At 45.6% G+C, this 18,378-nt stretch carries 14 protein-coding genes, 2 pseudogenes and 2 riboswitches; of the genes and pseudogenes, 1 reads left to right on the top strand and 15 read right to left on the bottom strand.

What is annotated here, in order from left to right:
• Window positions 1–82: 82 nt before the first annotated feature.
• The 3 genes and pseudogenes from recQ to DXA13_RS03590 all read right to left on the bottom strand — a co-directional run bounded on the left by recQ (window position 83) and on the right by DXA13_RS03590 (window position 4,139).
• On the bottom strand, window positions 83–1,918 hold the full coding sequence (gene recQ, locus DXA13_RS03580) for a DNA helicase RecQ (RefSeq protein ID WP_118241957.1): 1,836 nt from the start codon (window positions 1,916–1,918) through the stop codon (window positions 83–85).
• 179 nt (window positions 1,919–2,097) lie between these two features.
• Window positions 2,098–2,739 carry a hypothetical protein gene (locus tag DXA13_RS03585; protein ID WP_118241958.1) on the bottom strand — a complete coding sequence of 214 codons (642 nt, stop codon included), beginning with the start codon at window positions 2,737–2,739 and terminating at the stop codon, window positions 2,098–2,100.
• Window positions 2,740–2,772: 33 nt separating this feature from the next.
• Window positions 2,773–4,139: pseudogene (locus DXA13_RS03590) on the bottom strand (sodium:alanine symporter family protein).
• A gap of 144 nt (window positions 4,140–4,283) precedes the next feature.
• A riboswitch (glycine riboswitch) is annotated at window positions 4,284–4,378 on the bottom strand.
• A gap of 255 nt (window positions 4,379–4,633) precedes the next feature.
• Window positions 4,634–4,726, top strand: a riboswitch (glycine riboswitch).
• A 133-nt stretch (window positions 4,727–4,859) separates the two neighbouring features.
• Here DXA13_RS03590 and DXA13_RS03595 point away from each other — a divergent pair.
• Entirely contained in the window at window positions 4,860–5,999 is a 1,140-nt protein-coding gene (locus tag DXA13_RS03595; protein ID WP_118241959.1) for an alanine--glyoxylate aminotransferase family protein, read from the top strand.
• Between the two features lie 157 nt (window positions 6,000–6,156).
• Here DXA13_RS03595 and DXA13_RS03600 read toward each other — a convergent pair whose 3' ends face one another.
• From DXA13_RS03600 to DXA13_RS03655, 12 genes and pseudogenes are all read right to left on the bottom strand, one after another.
• A complete protein-coding gene (locus tag DXA13_RS03600) occupies window positions 6,157–6,948 on the bottom strand; it encodes an RnfABCDGE type electron transport complex subunit B (protein ID WP_118241960.1) in 792 nt (263 codons plus the stop codon).
• Window positions 6,949–6,963: 15 nt separating this feature from the next.
• Window positions 6,964–7,552 (bottom strand): annotated as a pseudogene (locus DXA13_RS03605) (RnfABCDGE type electron transport complex subunit A).
• 12 nt (window positions 7,553–7,564) lie between these two features.
• Window positions 7,565–8,368, bottom strand: coding sequence for an electron transport complex subunit E (locus DXA13_RS03610; protein WP_118241961.1), 804 nt, complete (start codon window positions 8,366–8,368; stop codon window positions 7,565–7,567).
• Window positions 8,369–8,379: 11 nt separating this feature from the next.
• The gene (locus DXA13_RS03615) at window positions 8,380–9,003 is read right to left on the bottom strand and encodes an RnfABCDGE type electron transport complex subunit G (RefSeq protein ID WP_118241962.1); all 624 of its coding nucleotides are present in this window, start codon (window positions 9,001–9,003) and stop codon (window positions 8,380–8,382) included.
• A gap of 1 nt (window position 9,004) precedes the next feature.
• Window positions 9,005–10,000 carry an RnfABCDGE type electron transport complex subunit D gene (locus tag DXA13_RS03620; protein ID WP_118241963.1) on the bottom strand — a complete coding sequence of 332 codons (996 nt, stop codon included), beginning with the start codon at window positions 9,998–10,000 and terminating at the stop codon, window positions 9,005–9,007.
• 15 nt (window positions 10,001–10,015) lie between these two features.
• Window positions 10,016–11,344, bottom strand: coding sequence for an electron transport complex subunit RsxC (gene rsxC / locus DXA13_RS03625; RefSeq protein WP_118241964.1), 1,329 nt, complete (start codon window positions 11,342–11,344; stop codon window positions 10,016–10,018).
• Between the two features lie 865 nt (window positions 11,345–12,209).
• Window positions 12,210–13,088 carry an AraC family transcriptional regulator gene (locus tag DXA13_RS03630; protein ID WP_118241965.1) on the bottom strand — a complete coding sequence of 293 codons (879 nt, stop codon included), beginning with the start codon at window positions 13,086–13,088 and terminating at the stop codon, window positions 12,210–12,212.
• A gap of 269 nt (window positions 13,089–13,357) precedes the next feature.
• On the bottom strand, window positions 13,358–13,858 hold the full coding sequence (locus DXA13_RS03635; protein WP_118241966.1) for a pyridoxamine 5'-phosphate oxidase family protein: 501 nt from the start codon (window positions 13,856–13,858) through the stop codon (window positions 13,358–13,360).
• A gap of 40 nt (window positions 13,859–13,898) precedes the next feature.
• On the bottom strand, window positions 13,899–14,360 hold the full coding sequence (bcp, locus tag DXA13_RS03640; protein WP_118241967.1) for a thioredoxin-dependent thiol peroxidase: 462 nt from the start codon (window positions 14,358–14,360) through the stop codon (window positions 13,899–13,901).
• Between the two features lie 32 nt (window positions 14,361–14,392).
• A complete protein-coding gene (gene abc-f, locus DXA13_RS03645) occupies window positions 14,393–15,937 on the bottom strand; it encodes a ribosomal protection-like ABC-F family protein (RefSeq protein ID WP_118241968.1) in 1,545 nt (514 codons plus the stop codon).
• Window positions 15,938–16,375: 438 nt separating this feature from the next.
• Window positions 16,376–16,756: a VOC family protein gene (locus DXA13_RS03650; protein ID WP_118241969.1), complete on the bottom strand. Its 381-nt coding sequence runs from the start codon at window positions 16,754–16,756 to the stop codon at window positions 16,376–16,378.
• Between the two features lie 131 nt (window positions 16,757–16,887).
• On the bottom strand, window positions 16,888–18,051 hold the full coding sequence (locus tag DXA13_RS03655; RefSeq protein WP_118241970.1) for a GGDEF domain-containing protein: 1,164 nt from the start codon (window positions 18,049–18,051) through the stop codon (window positions 16,888–16,890).
• Between the last annotated feature and the right edge of the window lie 327 nt (window positions 18,052–18,378).

Genomic DNA, 18,378 nt, shown 5'->3' on the forward strand with positions numbered 1-18,378 from the left:
CAAGAGTTGAACCAGCTGTGCGCAGAGCGTGCAGGTGATCGTTCCTTTTGAAGCATCCTCTGTATATTTTGCAGACCAGTATTTATCTGCCGATTTCTTTCAAAAAACGTTCCCCGTATTTTTGGAATTTAAATTCTCCCACGCCTGTTACCGTCATCATTTCCTCTTTTGTTTTCGGTTTTACCCCGCACATATGTACCAGGGTTTTATCGGAGAAAACAATATACGGAGGAACCTTTTCTTCCCTGGCAATTTCGCTGCGCAGAGTTCTCAGCCTTTCAAACAATGCCTCGTCTGCCTCTGAAAGGCTATACCCTGCCGTTCTGGTTTGCTTCGATTTCTTTCCGTCTTTTTCTTTAGCCGGCTGCTCCTGTTCTCTTTTCATCTTCATGACTACCGGTTCGCCATCATCCAAAATGTGCCCAGACCTGCCGGTCAGCTTTACAATGGCATATTCATCATTCGTAACCGTCAAAAATTCATGCAGCATCAGGTAATTCATTACCTGCCTCAACCTGGATAAGGGAATCTTGGCCAGAGTTCCGTAATAAGGGCTGCCGTCCATTCCGTACTGCCTGATTTTAACAGTATTCGCTCCATGGACCGTATCCATAATCACATTCATGCCGTATCTTTGATGGGAGAAACTGACACATCCGATCAGTGCTCTTGCAACATCCGTTACATCTGCCGTTTCAAACTCAGTCGTACAGTTCATGCAGTTTCCACATGCATTGGAACCGCCTTCTCCAAAATACCGCAGGATGTAATCACGCAGGCATTCCGTTGTAAAACAGTAATAAGTCATTTTACGCAGCCGATCCCTGTCCCGCCCGGCCACGATCTGCCGTGTCTGCATGTCCAGTTCCTGATTATCTGTGTTATTGTCGATAAAGAACTGGTTGGTAATTACATCCTGTCCGTTATAAAATAAAATACATTCGCCAGGTTCCTGATCTCTCGCACACCTTCCGATTTCCTGATAAAATGCTTCAATACTCCTTGGCATGTTGTAATGGATGACAAATCTCACGTCAGATTTGTCAATTCCCATGCCGAATGCGTTCGTGGCGACCATAACGCGGCTGCGGTCATAGATAAAATCGTCCTGATTCTGGCGCCGCTCCGTATCGCTCAGTCCGGCATGGTATCTGGTGACGGAAACTCCGTCTGCCTTTAGCCTGTCACTGACTTCCTCCACCAGTTTTCTGGTCAGGCAGTATACGATTCCGCACTGGCCGCTGTGTGTCTCCACAAACTTTTTCAATGCCGCATATTTATCTTTTGGCGCCTGCACCTCCAGGTACAGATTCGGCCGGTCATATCCAGTCGTTACAACCGTTGGCTCCCGCAGCATAAGGATATCAATGATATCCTCTCTTACCTCTTTTGTGGCTGTTGCCGTAAACGCACTGACAACCGGCCTTTCCGGCAATTTTTTGATAAAATCAACAATCTTTAAATAGCTGGGCCTGAAATCCTGCCCCCACTGGGAGACGCAATGAGCTTCATCGACTGCCACCATGGCAATTTTCGTGTGCAGCGCGAAATCGAGAAATCCATCCGTCTCCAGGCGTTCCGGCGCCACATAGATAATCGGGTATCTTCCGCCTTTCGCATATTCCAGCGCTTTATAATATTGGCTGGCCGTAAGCGAGCTGTTCAGGTAGGCCGCATGAACGCCTGCCTGATTCAGCGCCGTCACCTGATCCTTCATCAGGGAGATCAGCGGGGATATTACAAGTGTAATCCCGTCCATCATCAGTGCGGGAATTTGAAAACAAAGGGATTTTCCTGATCCTGTAGGCATAATGCCAAAGACATCTTTTCCCGCCAATATGCTGTCAATTAAGGCTTCCTGCCCTTCGCGAAATGTATTATAGCCAAAATACTGTTTCAGTACATGATATTTATCCATCGAATAATCTGCTTCTCCTTTTAAATTTCCGTAAATTTTAATATCCTATTATCATATCATCTCAACGGATATTTTTCCATAACAGAAAAGACATCCGGCAGATCAATTCCGAACCGATCCCATCTGCCGAATGCCTTAACTTTTTATTTCATACACCTTTTTCCTGACTATAGGCGCCTTTATTTCTTTTTCCAGGGCTTCATTGTTCCCAGAATATCCTGAATTTTCTTGCCGTCATCCATCCTGTAGAATACGGTAAGGCACATATAGGTGTCATCCACCTGCCTGATATAATAGTCATACCCAAAGGAAACCTCTACCATTTTCATCTCTGATCTGACAAATGAATACTCACTGCCGCCCAGATTTATACTGCCCTTATCCACAATTGCATAACCGGCTTCTTCAAGCGATTCTTCCGTCTCCTTCACATAGCTTTCCAGCGTGCTGCCTTTTGCAATCCCTTCATATGTCAATTCAAATATATTTTCTCCAGAGACGACAGCAGCAAAATCATATTTGAACACATTCAGGGACGGATTGGATTCTTTAATCTGCTTTTCCTGCTCCCTCAGATCATCCTCACTCCAGAACTCCGTATCATCTGGAAAGGTGATCACAAAATCAGCCCACCTGTTGGTAAAAACATTCCCTTCCAGGGTGCCGTCCTCCAATTGGGGAATATCGTCTTGAACCGCCTCACTCGTCCCGCCCTTCTCATCGTTTCCACTCTCTGTCTTTCCTTTGCAGCCGGAAGCGATAAGCACCGCGCCTGTAAGAACGGCTGCAAGAAACGGTTTCCATTTTCTTTTCATCATCATTAACCTTTGCCGCCTTCCTGATACTAATAATACTTAACTGAATTTCTTACATATTTTTACAACTACGCCGCTCAGAGCCCAGAGAGCGATAGCATTGGGGATTACCATGAGTCCGTTGAAGAAATCCGACATGGACCACACCAATTCTACTTTCAAAGCAGATCCCACAATGACGAATACAACCACCAGAAGAGAATAGATCACTGCCGCCTTCTCTCCGAACAGGTATTTCATATTGACCAGCCCGAAGAAATGCCAGCCCAAAATCGTGGAAAATGCGAAGAACAGCAGGCAGACGGCAACAAAAATAAGTCCAAAGCTGCCGAAACTCGTCATAAACGCCGCCTGAGTCAGAGCCGTACCCGTTTTTCCGCTGTCCAAAGCGCCTGTTGTCAGCACGGAAAATACGGTCAGATTCAAAATTATAAACGTATCTACAAATACACTGATCATGGCGGCCAGCCCCTGCTTATGAGGATTTTCAGCGTTTGCTCTCGCATGGGCATGAGGCGTGGAGCCCATACCGGCTTCATTGGAGAACAGGCCGCGGGCAACGCCGAAGCGGACCGCTTCCCGGACAGCGATCCCTGCTCCGGCTCCCACTACAGCTTCCGGATGAAACGCGCCTACGAAGATCATTTTAAATGCCGCCGGAAGGGCCGTAATATGAAGCCCGATCAGAACAAGACTTCCTATGATATAAACTCCAGCCATCAGAGGCACAATCTTTTCCACAACGGATGCAAGACGGTCAACTCCTCCCAGAAAGATAACGGAACATACGACTGCCAATACAATTCCAACTGCGATCGGAGGAATATTGATATTGTGCGCTTCAAAAACTTCCGTAAAAGCCGCGCCGATCGAATTGGACTGTACCATATTTCCTGTAAATCCAAGGGCCAGAATAATAAAGACGGCAAAACAGCCGGCCAGGATTTTGCCAAACGTCCCTTTAAAGGCTGCACGTATGTAATAAACAGGACCTCCTGTCACCTCACCGTTTACGACTGTTCTGTACTCCTGTGCCAGAGTCGCTTCCGCGTATATGGTGGACATTCCAAAGAATGCGCTGACCCACATCCAGAATATGGCTCCCGGCCCGCCGCTGATCAAAGCCGTTGCTGCGCCTGCCAGGTTCCCTGTTCCTACCTGGGCGCGATCGCCGTCGCTACAGACTGAAAAGGCGTCATTTCCCCGGATTCACCCTTTGATTCTCCTTTTTTCCCCCTTGAGCACATGTGGCCGAACACCTGGCGGCATCCCTCTCCAAACTTTCGTACCTGAATAAATCGTAAGCGAATCGTGTAGTAAATACCGGTTCCGCAAAGCAGAATAATAAGAACCACATTCCATAAAAAATCACTGGCATTGCTTACAATCTGACTAACGGTTTCCATACTTTATTCCTCCTGATATCATTAATTCTTATCACCTTGCCCTTTCATTATGTACTCATTTGACGTACACACGCCTTCCATTCCCGCACATTCAGGGCAAAGAAAAAAAGCTGATAAAATAAATTATCAGCCCTCTGAGAAAGTGAACATTACCCTGTCCTTTTGCCTGAGAGATTGGCAGCTCTTTTCTGCCGTACACCTTCGGCGCCCCATGCCGGGGACTCTCCAGAGAGATTCTTCCTGTATTCATTTCTATTCTATGAACGGAATAACGTTACTATAACATAGAACGATTTATAAGTCAACTTTGGGTTCGAGCGTAAAAAAATTCAAAAAAGTTATAAATCCCTCTTGCAAAAACAGATCACCTGCGTTATACTCGATGCAACAAAATAAAGCCAAATGAAGCTTACAGGAAAGCTGCATCGGATTTAAGGTGCACACCGAAGGAGTAAAACTCTCAGGTTTCCCCTCTTGGGAAAGGACTGTAATGTGGATGGAACTCTGGAGAATCCCTGAAAAACGGGTGCCGAAGGTGCAAGTGTGTTACACGCAAATCTCTCAGGCAAAAGGACAGAGCTGTTTATATGGACTATCATGACGGTATTTTATTCCGGCATCTTGGATATTTATGGAGCAGCTCTATTTATTTATGAGCCGCTCTTTTTTCATTTGGCCAAACATTACATCTAATACATAATAAAAAGGAGACGTAAAATCATGCAGAAGAATTATCTTGACAGCATCCAGAGCACTTTATTGTTAGGCGCAGGCCCCAGCGGCGTAGCTCCTTCTACCTACCGCGCCCTTTCCCAGACTATGCTTGGCCATCTGGACCCTTATTTCATCGAAATTATGGAAGAAATCAAAAACGGCATCCGCCAACTTATGCAGACAAAAAACGAGGTTACCGTACCTCTGTCCGGCACCGGCTCTTCCGGCATGGAAGCTGCTTTTGTCAATACCGTAGAAGCAGGCGACAAAGTCCTGATTCTGGAAAACGGCGTATTCGGAAATCGTATGGCTGACGTAGCGGGCCGCCTCGGCGCTGTTGTAACGAAGGAAGAATTTGAATGGGGCACTCCTGTACTGGTTGACCGTGTGAAAGAGCTCCTGGCCCAGGATCACTATAAAATTGTCGCCATCGTTCATGCGGAGACATCCACCGGCGTATGCAATCCTGTAGGCGAGATCGGCCAGCTGGTTCATGAAGCCGGAAGCCTTTACTTAGTAGACGCTGTAACCAGCCTTGGCGGCATCCCTGTGGAAGTGGACAAATGGCATGCAGATATCTGCTACAGCGGCTCTCAGAAATGCCTGTCCTGCCCTCCAGGCGCCTCTCCTATTACATTTTCCGACGCTGCCATGGAGGCAATCCATAACCGCAAAACGAAAGTTCCCAACTGGTATCTCGATATGAATCTTCTGACTCAGTACTGGGGCGGAAGCAAGCGCGTATACCATCATACGGCTCCGATCAGTATGATGTATGCTCTCTATCAGTCAATTTACAACGTACTCGAAGAAGGTATGGAACATGTATTTGCACGTCACCAGTCTGTCCATGAGCGCCTCGTAAAGGGCCTGGATGAAATGGGCATGAAGATGCTCGTAGCTCCAGAGTACCGCCTGCCTCAGCTCAATGCAGTAGTCGTTCCGGAAGGTGTAGACGAGGCCGATCTTCGTGCACAGCTCCTTAATAAGTATCACATCGAAGTCAGCAGCGGACTTGGCCCTCTGGCCGGCAAGATTATCCGGATCGGACTTATGGGATACAACGCAACCGAAGAAAGCGTAGACCGCCTTCTTACGGCGCTGAAGGAAATCCTGGAGAAACAGGCCTCCGAAGAAGCAGCTTAATATATGATCGAACGATGAAGGAGTTCAAAAAGTCGAACTATCGTAACCGCCTTCTACCGATTGCCAAAAAGAGCCGCCGGAACACCCGGCAGCTCTTTTTTTGTGTGATGAATTAATACGATTAAAAATTTGATTTTTATGATTTGCTGTTTTTTAATTACTGAATAACCTTTGTCGGACACTTAAGAGCACATTTGCCGCAGTTGGTACACTTCTCATAGTCGATTACGGCTACGTTATTGTCCATATGGATCGCGTCAAACTCGCACTGTTTTGTACATAAGGTACATCCGATACAGCCGTTGTCACATTTCTCTTTTACTTCTTTGCCCTTGTCGTGGGAATTACACTGTACAAGGTGTTTTGCGCTGTAAGGCACCATGTCGATCAGGCCAAGAGGGCAGGCTTCCGTACATTTTCCGCAGGCAACACATTTCTCCTTGTCTACGACAGCGATACCGTCTACAACATGGATTGCATCGAACTGACATGCCTTTACACAGGAGCCATATCCCATACAACCGTAAGAACAAGCCTTTTCGCCTGAACCGGGTACAACCGACGCCTTACGGCAGTCTGCAATTCCCGTATAGCTGTACTGAACTCTCGTCTTATCACAAGTACCTTTACATTTAACGAAAGCGACCTTCTTCTCAGCGCTTCCTGCAGCGATACCCATGATTGCGCCGATCTTTTCAGCTACCGGAGCACCGCCGACCGGGCAGGCTCCTACATCTGCCTGGCCAAGAGCGATCGCTTTCGCCAGGGCATCACATCCTGCATAGCCGCAGCCGCCGCAGTTATTGCCAGGCAGCTCGTTACGAACCAGGATTTCCTTCTCATCTACTTCTACTTTAAACTTTTCACTGGCAACACCCAGCAAAACGCCGATTAATAAACCGACAATACCTACGACTGCTGTTGCAGCCACTATTGCTATAATATTCATCCTTCGTCTCCTCCCTTAAATTAATCCGGAAAATCCGAAAAATGCGATTGCCATCAGACCTGAGGTAATTAAAACAATTGGAGAACCCTGAAAGGTATGAGGAACATCATTATATTCCATTTTCTCACGGATACCTGCCAGCATAACGATAGCAATTGTGAAGCCTACGGAAATACCGATACCGTTGACAACACTCTGAACAAAGTTGTAATCTTTCTGAACGTTTGTCAGAGCAACACCAAGTACTGCACAGTTGGTGGTAATCAGTGGAAGATATACACCAAGTGCTTCATACAGGGATACCATGTTCTTCTTTAAGAACATCTCGACAAACTGTACAAGAGCTGCAATGACCAGAATAAATACGATGGTCTGCAGATATGTCAAATCAATTCCCAACAGTCCGGTTGGCTTTAAAAACGCCATATAAACCAGGCTTGTAACTGCGGATGCAATCGTAATAACGAAGATTACGCTGCGCCCATGCCGGCTGCAGTCTCAACCTTCTTGGAAACGCCCAGGAAAGGACAAAGGCCTAAGAACTGGCTTAATACAACGTTATTTACCAGGCGGAGCCGATTGCAATCAGTAATAATTCTTTCATCTATCTGTCCTCCTATTCCTGAACCTTGTTTTCTGCTGCCTTAGCTGCTGCTGCTTTGGCTGCCGCTGCTTTCTCGGCAGCTGCCTTCTTAGCTGCAAGTGCCTTTGCTTCTGCTTCTCTTCTCACTTCTTCCAGCGCCTCATGGTTGGCTTTGCAGGAAAGTCCGGAACAGTGCATGCAGTCTCCGCCGCATACGAGTTCGGATTTCGGAGCGTCGCCATTGGTCGCTGACGGAGCCTTGAACTTATTCTGAAGGGCTGTAAGTCCTGCCAGAACAAAGAATGCTCCAGGAGCCAGAACGAAGATAGAGATATGGAAATCCTCAGGAATAAAACCATTGCCGAAGAATGCGCCGGAGCCTAAGAACTCACGGACGATGCCGATACATGTAAGGCCTACGGTAAATCCAAGCCCCATACCGATGCCGTCAAATGCAGAAAGAACAGCTCCGTTTTTAGAAGCGTATGACTCTGCGCGGCCAAGAATAATACAGTTAACAACGATCAGAGGAATATAGATACCAAGCGAAGCGTACAGGCTTGGAACAAATCCCTGGATTAACAGCTGAACGATTGTAACAAGGCTGGCTACGATAACGATGAATGCCGGAATTCTGACTCTGTCCGGAATGATGTTGCGCAGCGCTGCGATTATCAGGTTGGAAAAAACAAGAACGGCCGTTGTGGAAAGACCCATGCCCAGACCATTGATGGCTGATGTCGTAACAGCCAGTGTCGGACACATACCTAACATCAGGACGAAGGTTGGGTTTTCTTTGACTATACCGTTATAGATACGTTCTGTACATTTATTCATGATCCCACCTCCTACTGTGTTACGCAGTTTTCAGCAAAATAAAGAGCTGCGTTTACTGCGTTTGTAACTGCTTTTGACGTAATGGTCGCACCACTCATGGCGTTGATCTTGTCGTTATCAGCTGCACCTGAGTTGTCCTTCACTACTGTTAAAGCTTTCTGGTTCTTGCCTGCGAACTGGCCGTAGAAGCTCTCATTCTGAGCGTTCATACCAAGGCCTGGCGTCTCAGACAGGGACAGGAAAGCAATTCCGTTTACTGTTCCGTCAGCCGTAATGCCGACAGTAATCTTCACTTCGCCGCCGAAGCCGTCTTTGGAAGTAGAGTTAACAACGTAACCCATAACAGCGCCGCTGGCATCTTTTGCTTCTGCCGCGCTGTCTACGTATACATTGCCGAACTGATCCGACATTCCTGCCAGGTCAGCAGTTGCCTTCTCAACCGCTGGCGCCATACTGGAATCGTCAAAGTCTGCCGCCTCCGGAAGAACCTGCTTGTAAGCTGCCATCTGGGTAGCTTTGTTAGCTGCTTCGATCGGGCTCTTTGTAACTTCGTAGACACCTCCTAAAAGCACACCGGAAACCAGTGTGATCACAAACAGGATCATGGCGTCTTTCATAAATCCACCTTTTTTCATCTTACTTGCCCTCCTTTCCAAATGCTTTCGGAAGGGTATATTTCTCAATAAGCGGTACTACGATATTGGAAATGATGATCGCATAGGAAACGCCTTCTGCAGATCCGCCCCACAGACGGAAGATACCGGTAAGAACGCCTAAAAGGATACCGAATACGATCTGTCCCTTTGGTGTAATCGGGCTTGTAACATAGTCGGTAGCCATAAAGAATGCACCGAAGATAAGGCCGCCGGCACAGACCTGAGCCAGTACGTATGAAGGATTAAATCCGCCAAAAATGAATATAAATACTGCAAAGGAAAGGATATATGTTCCCGGAATCTTAATGGTGATAACCTTTCTTGCAAGCAGATAAACTGCGCCAATGAGCAGAGCGATCACGGAAGTCTCTCCGTATGTACCGGTGATGTTGCCGACAAAGAGTGCCGGAAGATCAACAGACTGTGCTGCTGCAGCTCCTGCTCCCGCTGTTCTCATCACTGCAAGAGGAGTCGCGCCTGCCATCGCATCCATAACCTGAGGATCTGCAAAGTTGCTTACTTTACCAGCAAAGGAAATCAAAAGGAAACATCTGGCTGCCAGAGCCGGGTTCATCCAGTTCTGACCAAGTCCGCCATACAGCTGTTTTACGATAATAATTGCAAATACGCCGCCCAGCATTGGAATCCATATATTGCTCCACTGGTATACATAGCCCTGATCCACCTGCTTAAGCAGAAGTCCGCAAGGCATGTTAAGAGCCAGAATCATACCGGTTACAAGAGCACTTCCATCAGAGATTGTAATCGGCTTTTTCATACCTTTTTCATATAAATATTCGCTGACCACACACGCAAGTACGGTAGCGATTAAAGTAACTAATGCACTTAAACCAAATCTGTATACACCATACGCAGTTGCAGGAAGCATTGCAATTGCCACATCAAACATGATGCTCTGTGTCGTAACCTTACTTCTCACATGCGGGGATGATGATACGTTCAATAATTTATTCATGCTTTTTCTCCCCTCTTACGCTTTCTTTCTGCGGTTTGCTGCAACCTGTTTACGCATTTCCTTAAACGCCTGTGTCAAAGGTCTCTTTGCCGGGCAGATAAACGTACAGCTTCCGCATTCCATACATTCCATACCGTTTAAGCCTTCAAATAACGTATAGTTATTTCTCTCTGCCGCATCCATCATCATCTGCGGAACGATATGGCTTGGACATACGCTTACGCACTTGCCGCAGCGGATACACGGAGTCTCAGCATTCGCGGAAACTTCATCCTTAGTCAGGCAGGTAAGTGCGGATGAGTTCTTAATAACAGGAGCATGAAGGTCGAACATAGCCTGTCCCATCATAGGACCGCCGTTGATGATCTTTTCCGGTTCTGTCTTGAATCCGCCTGCTGCTGCCAGAATATCCTCGTAGTTCATTCCCAGCTTCACGCTGAAGTTCTGCGGATTTGCAACTGCGTCGCCTGTTACGGTTACAATACGCCTCATCAGAGGTGTTGTCTTGCATACAGCCATATATATAGAAATAACTGTATCGATATTGTCTACCACACAGCCTGCATCTGCCGGCAGCATGGAAGAATTTACCTTTCTTCCCGTAATCGCATAGATTAAGGAACGCTCACCGCCCTGCGGATACTTCGTAAGGAGCGGACAAACGGTAATTCTCGGTTCATCCTTAACCATTTCTGTCAGCTTCTGAATCGCTTCCGGCTTGTTGTTCTCAATGCCGATCACACCTTTTGCATTCTCAAACAGCTGAAGAATAACCTTGAGGCCCCCGATAATCTTCTCCGGTTCTTCCAGCATCATACGGTAGTCGGAAGTCAGATACGGCTCACACTCTGCGCCGTTGACCAGAACGTATTCGATTTTGGAATCATCCTTCGGTGACAGCTTTACGTTTGTCGGGAAACCTGCACCGCCGAGGCCGACGATTCCTGCCTCTTTCACGATATCACGGATTTCCTGCTTGGAAAGCTTTGTATAGTCCCTGTCATCTCCAAGGCCTTCTACAGTTTTGTACTCGCCATCGTTCTCGATAACGATCGAGTTTACCATCGCTCCATTCGGTACTCTTCTCGGTTCGATCGCCTTAACAGTACCGGATGCAGAACTGATAACATTGGCAGAAATAAAGCCGCCCGCTTCAGCGATCTTCTGGCCCGCAAGGACATAATCGCCCTTTGCTACCAATGGCTTCGCAGGAGCGCCGATATGCTGAGATAATGGGAATACCATTTCTCCGCTCGTCGGAGCTAATACCTGCACCGGCTTACTCTCTGACAGTTCTTTTCCCTCGTAAGGATGAATACCGCCTTTAAATGTAGCCAATCCCATCTAACTAACCCTCTTTCTTTCGCTTTCTTGTACTCTTTTGGTCAAAATCATTTACGGTTTTGCCATCTTGTACAGTATATCATAATTCATTGTGATTCTCAATTATTTTTTTCACATTGTATACAGTATTTTTATGGTATTTTTAGGATACTCCACAAACTTTTGTATTCTTTTTGCTCCTTTTATTGTTAATAATAAGACAAATATTCTCCCTGTACTTTTCATAGTCCCTTTTAACCTTCTATACTTATACAGAAAAAATTGCCGAAATCACTGCAGCTGCTGAAAGACTCCCGACTGTCCCCTGAAAATGGGGCAGAAACGCAGGAATATTCCCGTCGTCCGGGACAGTTAAAAAATAATTTTAAATTTTTTTATTTTTTTTGCAATAAAATTTCCGGCTGGTGCATTAACATATTGAACGGATGAAAATGAATCCTGAAAGACAGGTTTAGAAGGCAAAAAAACCATCAAACACACACATATTAAAAAAACGAAATTTCCAATGCATTACACTTCATCACACACCGCCTTCTGCTCCTGCCCGTTAGGGATGTAATTTTCAATTTACAATCTAACTGGCAATTAGAGTTTGTAATCGGAATGAGAAAAGGGCTTTGCAGACAGTATGTCGACACTGTGCTGCAAAAAGGCCCTTTTCTTTTTTTTGCGTTTTCTTTGACGAAACATCAATCCATCGTATAATCGAATACGACTATGCCGTTTTCTGGTTTTACCTGTTCGATTCCGCAGCTGCCAGCATATTATTTTCATTAATTCCAGCTCTGAATCTGATTTCTTTCTTCCACCTTTTATTAAGTCTTTAAAACGCCGGCCGGAAGCTGACACCAGGCAGCATGCCGACTCATTCCGCCTTCTCATCCGCCTTCTCACTTCGAACTGCGATCCATACTTCTGAATGGCCCCCTGACATATCCCTGCCGCATATGGGATAAATCTCCAAATCCGGAAGTCCTGCATACCGATACCCGGAAAATGGCAGCCATTCCCGGCAGAACCTCCGGAATACATTCTGTACGCTTTCTTTCAACGGCCCCTCATTTTCGAATACGGCCCAAAGGGCGGCTGGTATCTCATACTCATCCATGCCTGCTGGAACCTCTTTCTCCGTTTCCACCCCAATATAATAAAAAATACTGGCCGGATTTTTGTAAACAGTAATGCCCATTACTTCTCCCGGCGTTCTGTCAGACAGACTGCATATATGGCCGAACCGCTTCTCCTCACATACGCTTTTCCAGAAAAGAGGTACGATCCTCTGATTTTCCTCCATGTCTTCCTTCAGCGGAATCCTGATCCCGACGATTCGGAATGCCCTTCTTTCTTCCATACGATAAGCCATGGCTTCTCCTCCTGTAACCTGAAAGCAAAGACTTAGCGCAGGATAGGAATTCAGAGTGATTCCCGTACTCTTCGCAGCTGTCGGAGTAATCCCATGCACGCCGTGAAATGCCCTGTTAAACGATGTCGGAGACGTATAACCGTATTTCAAGGCGATGTCTAAAACCTTTTTCTCTGACTGCTGCAGTTCAAAAGCAGCCTGTGTCATCCGCCGCCTGCGTATATACTCGGACAGGGAAATGCCTGCAATATAGGAAAACATCCTCTGAAAATAGTAGGATGAGCAGCAGGCTGTACGGGCTGCTTCGTCATAGGATATCTCTTTGTCAAGATTTTTCTCAATATAATCCACTGCGCTGTTAAAATTTTTCAGCCATTCCATTCTGTTACCTCCTTGTGGAAAGCTTACGTAAATCGAAGGCTTTATTTCCCTCTATTCATGTCCTCTTTTGTAAACTTTAACGCAATAAAAATTATATATCAACCATAAGCTGAAATCAGTAACAAAGAATTCTGATCCAGATTTTTCCAATAGTTTCATATAAGAAATGCCGGGCTATGCACTAATCTGCACATAACCCGGCATTTCTCCCTGCTATGGGAACAAAGTCTTTACTGGAAAGTAAAAAATGCTCCGGCCCTGTCCGACTCCTAACAGGACTGCCTCATTTTCCCCGTAAATTCTTCCACATCAATTCTGTATACATTTACCGCCTCTGTCATCTCATCACGAAAACAGAGATCGCTTTTCGGATCCACATGCTTCATCAGCAAAATGAGTCCGTGCATTTTTTCCGCTTTATCCGTCACCGGACGGATCCTCCCACTCCCCATAATACTCCTATAGGCAAATGAATAGTCACAGGTATAATCCCCCCTGATTATCTCATGGCCGCAGTCCATCTCCAGAGCCACCACGGGGCTTTTATCGAATGCTTCTGCCTTTCTTCCGGCTTTGGCTGAATGGATGTAAAATGTCAGCGACAGGTTTTCTCCGTCGTCTTCCCTGCATTCATAGCCGTAATTAACAGGGACAATAAACATTCCTTCCTCATCCTGAGCAGCGATCCGAAGTACCTGGCACTCTTCCATGACACTCATCATTTCTCCCTTGTCATTAATTTCCCTTTTCCACAGACGCATTTTCCGCATTGTCTAATTTGTTTCCTCCACGTCCGGCTGCTTCGGCCGGTCAGCTCTCCATCAGGTATTCCAGTATCTCTGCCGCATTCGTATCCGGCTTTGCCTTCGGATATACTTTTTCTATCACTCCCTGCTCATCCACAATATATGTGGAGCGCACGACACCCATAGAAACCTTTCCGTAAAGCTTCTTCTCCTGCCATACGTCATATGCTTTGATTGCAGTCAGTTCCGGATCAGACAGGAGAATAAAAGGAAGTTCATATTTATCCGCGAACTTTCTGTGCGATGTCTCGCTGTCTTTGCTGATACCGATCACCGTCACACCAATCCGCTCATACTGTTTAAATGCTCCTGCAAATGCACATGCTTCCTTCGTGCAGCCAGGCGTATTGTCTTTCGGATAAAAATACACGACCACCTTTCTGCCCAGATAATCAGAAAGCCTCACTTCTTTTCCATCCTTGTCCTTCAGCGTAAAATCCGGCGCTTTCGTTCCCTGCTCCAACATTTTGTGTTCCTCCTTCATTCTATTTGATAATTTTAAAGCCTGATCCGTTTTGTGGCAGCTCTCTCTGCAAATGCCTTGTCATGCTCCACAAATATCATGGTTGGGGCATATTTCAGAATCAGATCTTCCAGCTGCATCCTCGTAAAAATATCGATATAATTCAACGGTTCATCCCAAATATAGAGATGGGCCTTTTCGCACAGGCTTTTAGCCAGAAGGACCTTTTTCTTCTGGCCTTCGCTGTAATCTTCCATCCTCTTTTCGAACTGGACCCTGGAAAAGTCCAGTTTTCTCAAAATAGCCAGAAAGAGCGTCTCGTCCAGCTCCCATTCAGCAGCAAATTCCTGCAGTGTTCCATTTAAATGCTCTGCTGACTGAGGCACATAGGAGATTTTAAGTCCGGCGGCAGTCGTAATTACCCCGCTGTTTAAGAGCGCTCCCCGCTTCATTCCGTCCAATTCCGCCTGTTTTTTCCCGCTCTGTCCGGCAGTTTCCAGAAGAAGCTTTAAAACACTGCTCTTTCCGCAGCCATTTTGGCCTTCCAAAACGACCCTGTCCCCCTGCATAATAGAAAAGCTGAGGCCTGACGCCGCCTCCCTGTACTCATCTTCTCCCTCGTATCCAAGGGAAACATCCCGGAATACCGCCAGAGTTTCCCCATGAAATCGTTCCGGCATAAGCTTCAGTTCTTCTGCCTCTTCAATGTTCTTAAGAAGCTTCTTCTTATCATCAATCGCCTTATCCTGCCGCTTTTCAAGATTTTTCCGCCTCTGCTGCATCCTTCTGGATTTCTCTCCAATATAAGCCCTGTTATCCATGCACTGTTCATAAATTCTGGATTTTTTCCCGATTTTCGTCGCTTCTACATTGTCCGCCCACTGTCCCGCCTGCCTGGAGCTTTCCGTCAGGCGTCGGATATCCTTTTTTAGTTTTTCATTTTCATGGATTTCAAATTCATCCTGACGTTTTTTATTTTCAAACCACGACGCAAAATTCCCTCTCTGGACTTCGATGTTCGTCTTGTTGACAGCCAGCGTATGGCTGGTACATGAATTCAAAAGCGTTCTGTCGTGTGATACGAGGATAAATCCTTTTTTGCTGTCCAAATAGCGTCCCACCGTCTCGCGTGCTTTCACATCCAGATGATTCGTAGGCTCATCGATCAAAAGGAAGGCATTCTCCTTTAAAAACAGCACGGCCAGCAGAGTCTTAGTCTTCTCACCGTATGACAACGTGGAAAACGGGCGGTAGAGAACGTCCTCCGACACATCCAGTCTGGCTAATTCCTTCTGCAGCTCCCACAGCTCGCACATGGGGTTCAGCTCGCAGGCGATATCCACCGTATCCTTTTCTTCATCCGGAACATGGTACGGGAAATATTCAAAATCCACGCTGGCCGTAATTCTGCCTTCATATTCATACATGCCCATCAAGAGCTTGAGGAACGTCGTTTTCCCCCTTCCATTTCTGCCTGTAAAACCCAGTTTCCAGTCCGTATCGATCTGAAAACTGACATTTTCAAAAATATTATCGTAACTGCCTTCATATGCAAATGTAAGGCGCTTACCTGAATCAATGACATAAAGATCCCTCCCTGCTCAAATATCTTCCGTCCCCTGCGCCTCTATACCGCAGAAAACAGAAAAGCCGCAGGAATTCATCATTCTTGCAGCTTCACACACAACAGATATCCCCCATCAGCAGAGAAGACCCTTTCCGCCATACCACATCTTTCCTGCCTTTCTATATAGAAGGGCAGAATATGCGGAAAGATTCCTGTCATTGTATAGATCGTATAAGAATGATTGATTTCCTGCAAAGTACGACAAATAAAGGGGTATCTAATCGGATACAGCCCGGTCATATCTGTCTTCTGGTTACCCATTACTTACAAGAAATAATCATTCCAACACCTCGCATTCTCTTTCATTATTTAAATGCCGTAGCAAATAGTTCCGCGCTTTTCCGGCACGTAACTATTTTTCATTATACTAATCTGGCGGTATCTTGTCAACCTACTCGTGTAGTTCTAACGGCAGCCTGTCCGGATCGAAGAAAAATGTCATCCTCTTGCCGGTAAACTCATCTGTTCTGACAGGTTCTGTCTCAATTCCCATATCACTTAACTCTTTTACCGCTTGATCGATATCAGATACCCTGAATGCCAGGTGGCGGAGGCCGCATGCCTCTGGGTAAGACCGCCGCTCCGGAGCTCCGGCAATTCCGAAGATCTCTAGTTCGCAGCCGTCCAGCCTCAAATCCAGCTTGTAATCCCCCCTGTCTTCCCTGTAATTCTCTCTGATTATCTGAAATCCAAGCTTATCTACATAAAATTCCCTGGATTTCTTATAATCTGATACGATAATAGCTACATGGTGAATCTGTGTTAAATTCATCCTCATTCTCCCTATACTTATTTTTTATTTCGCCCGTGTCCTCGTTTCATAAAACAGCGGATTCCGCCTTGACCTCCCGATCAAGCCGCAGCAACTAGTTCCGCGCCTTTACTGCTGCATTTGATTTCACTTTACTGATCATTTTTCAGACGTTTCTTATCTTCATACATTTTTTTATCTGCACGCATAAATGCTTTTTCTATCGTATCATCTCCCTCGTTTTCAACCATAGCTGATCCCGCCGCAAGACAGAGGCTGAGACCTGATTTCGCACTTTGCTTTTTCATCTCTTCCCTAACTGCTTCCATATAAGCAGCCGCCTCGTCCTGAGAACTATCCGGCAGCAACGCACAGAATTCATCTCCTCCCAGGCGGAACAGATACGCTTCCTTATTCGCATTAGCCAGCTTCAACCCATCTGCTGCGTACTTCAAAGCAATATCTCCCATATGATGCCCCATCGTATCATTTATCCGTTTTAGGTCGTTCAGATCGAACATCAGACAGACTGTATTCCTGGGATTCTTATCGCTTTCCCGTTCCCTTTCCAGTTTATTCACACATTCAATGTAGGCAGCACGATTCATAAGTCCGGTCAAAACATCCCAATAGGCTATATGGAAAATCCTTTTCTCATGCTCCAGCTGCTTGTTCTGAACGTAAATCTGCCGTGTTTTTATTATTGATCTGATAAATACCAGGTAGCAAGACAAAACCACTAAAGAAAAAACCAGATACACAGGAGCATATTCCAGCCGATTAACCAATGGTTCCGGATAAGCGGCGAAGAATACAAGCGCAAAATAAATCAACGCCATGGAAACCGTCATCTCTCCCCACCCGGTACTCACTACTTCCAAAAGCATATGATACCGATTAAAATAATCCCTTCCTATATATAAAATTGTGATAAACGTGGCAACAGTCACAACAATAGAAGCAACTCCCACAGTATTTGAGGTTAACAGACTTATATATCTCCCCACAAAAGCAACGATTAATGAAACAGAATCCACAAAACAGAATGTCATAAAAAAGCGGCAGTCTTTATGACGGGAAAGAAGAAAAAATAGAATCAGGCTGGGTATGCTCATAAAAACCGCAGATGATATAGAAGGGGGCATTTCATATACATAAGCAGCAGTGAAATAAGCGAGCACAATCAGAGTACAGCCGATATACATGATACATTTGGACAGCATTGTGTCCTTTTTCAGTGAAATCATCCTGGTAAAAATTAAAAGGTCGAATATAATTACGCTGAGATCGTTGATAACAGGAATCAGACTGTCCATAACATCTCCTTTCAAAAGTGAAAATCTATGATTTTTATTTTATCATAAATCAGACAATTCGTCCCATCAAATTATGCCTGTTCCAAAAAATCATTTTAATGCTCCGCCCCTAAAATCCTGCACAATATATACTGCCTGTTACGAGCTTTATTTGTTTATTCTATCTACAGAACGTGTTAAAAAATTCCGCATATTGTTACAAATTATCATTTTGCAGCCTTTCTTCCTAAAAGCTTGTTAAATATTGTAAAATTTCCCTCCTTTTGCTATGATTCCACTTGTAAGGCACGTGCATAAAAGATTCACTAAATAAACCAGAAGGAGTGA

The sequence above is a fragment of the Clostridium sp. AM58-1XD genome, from assembly GCF_003464085.1.
Lineage (GTDB): Bacteria > Bacillota > Clostridia > Lachnospirales > Lachnospiraceae > Lachnoclostridium_A.

Bases quoted from the DNA above. Each gene is read 5' to 3' on its own strand.
- recQ (WP_118241957.1), bottom strand. From the start codon at position 1,918: ATGGATAAATATCATGTACTGAAACAGTATTTTGGCTATAATACATTT.
- DXA13_RS03585 (WP_118241958.1), bottom strand. From the start codon at position 2,739: ATGATGATGAAAAGAAAATGGAAACCGTTTCTTGCAGCCGTTCTTACA.
- DXA13_RS03595 (WP_118241959.1), top strand. From the start codon at position 4,860: ATGCAGAAGAATTATCTTGACAGCATCCAGAGCACTTTATTGTTAGGC.
- DXA13_RS03600 (WP_118241960.1), bottom strand. From the start codon at position 6,948: ATGAATATTATAGCAATAGTGGCTGCAACAGCAGTCGTAGGTATTGTC.
- DXA13_RS03610 (WP_118241961.1), bottom strand. From the start codon at position 8,368: ATGAATAAATGTACAGAACGTATCTATAACGGTATAGTCAAAGAAAAC.
- DXA13_RS03615 (WP_118241962.1), bottom strand. From the start codon at position 9,003: ATGAAAAAAGGTGGATTTATGAAAGACGCCATGATCCTGTTTGTGATC.
- DXA13_RS03620 (WP_118241963.1), bottom strand. From the start codon at position 10,000: ATGAATAAATTATTGAACGTATCATCATCCCCGCATGTGAGAAGTAAG.
- rsxC (WP_118241964.1), bottom strand. From the start codon at position 11,344: ATGGGATTGGCTACATTTAAAGGCGGTATTCATCCTTACGAGGGAAAA.
- DXA13_RS03630 (WP_118241965.1), bottom strand. From the start codon at position 13,088: ATGGAATGGCTGAAAAATTTTAACAGCGCAGTGGATTATATTGAGAAA.
- DXA13_RS03635 (WP_118241966.1), bottom strand. From the start codon at position 13,858: ATGCGGAAAATGCGTCTGTGGAAAAGGGAAATTAATGACAAGGGAGAA.
- bcp (WP_118241967.1), bottom strand. From the start codon at position 14,360: ATGTTGGAGCAGGGAACGAAAGCGCCGGATTTTACGCTGAAGGACAAG.
- DXA13_RS03650 (WP_118241969.1), bottom strand. From the start codon at position 16,756: ATGAATTTAACACAGATTCACCATGTAGCTATTATCGTATCAGATTAT.
- DXA13_RS03655 (WP_118241970.1), bottom strand. From the start codon at position 18,051: ATGGACAGTCTGATTCCTGTTATCAACGATCTCAGCGTAATTATATTC.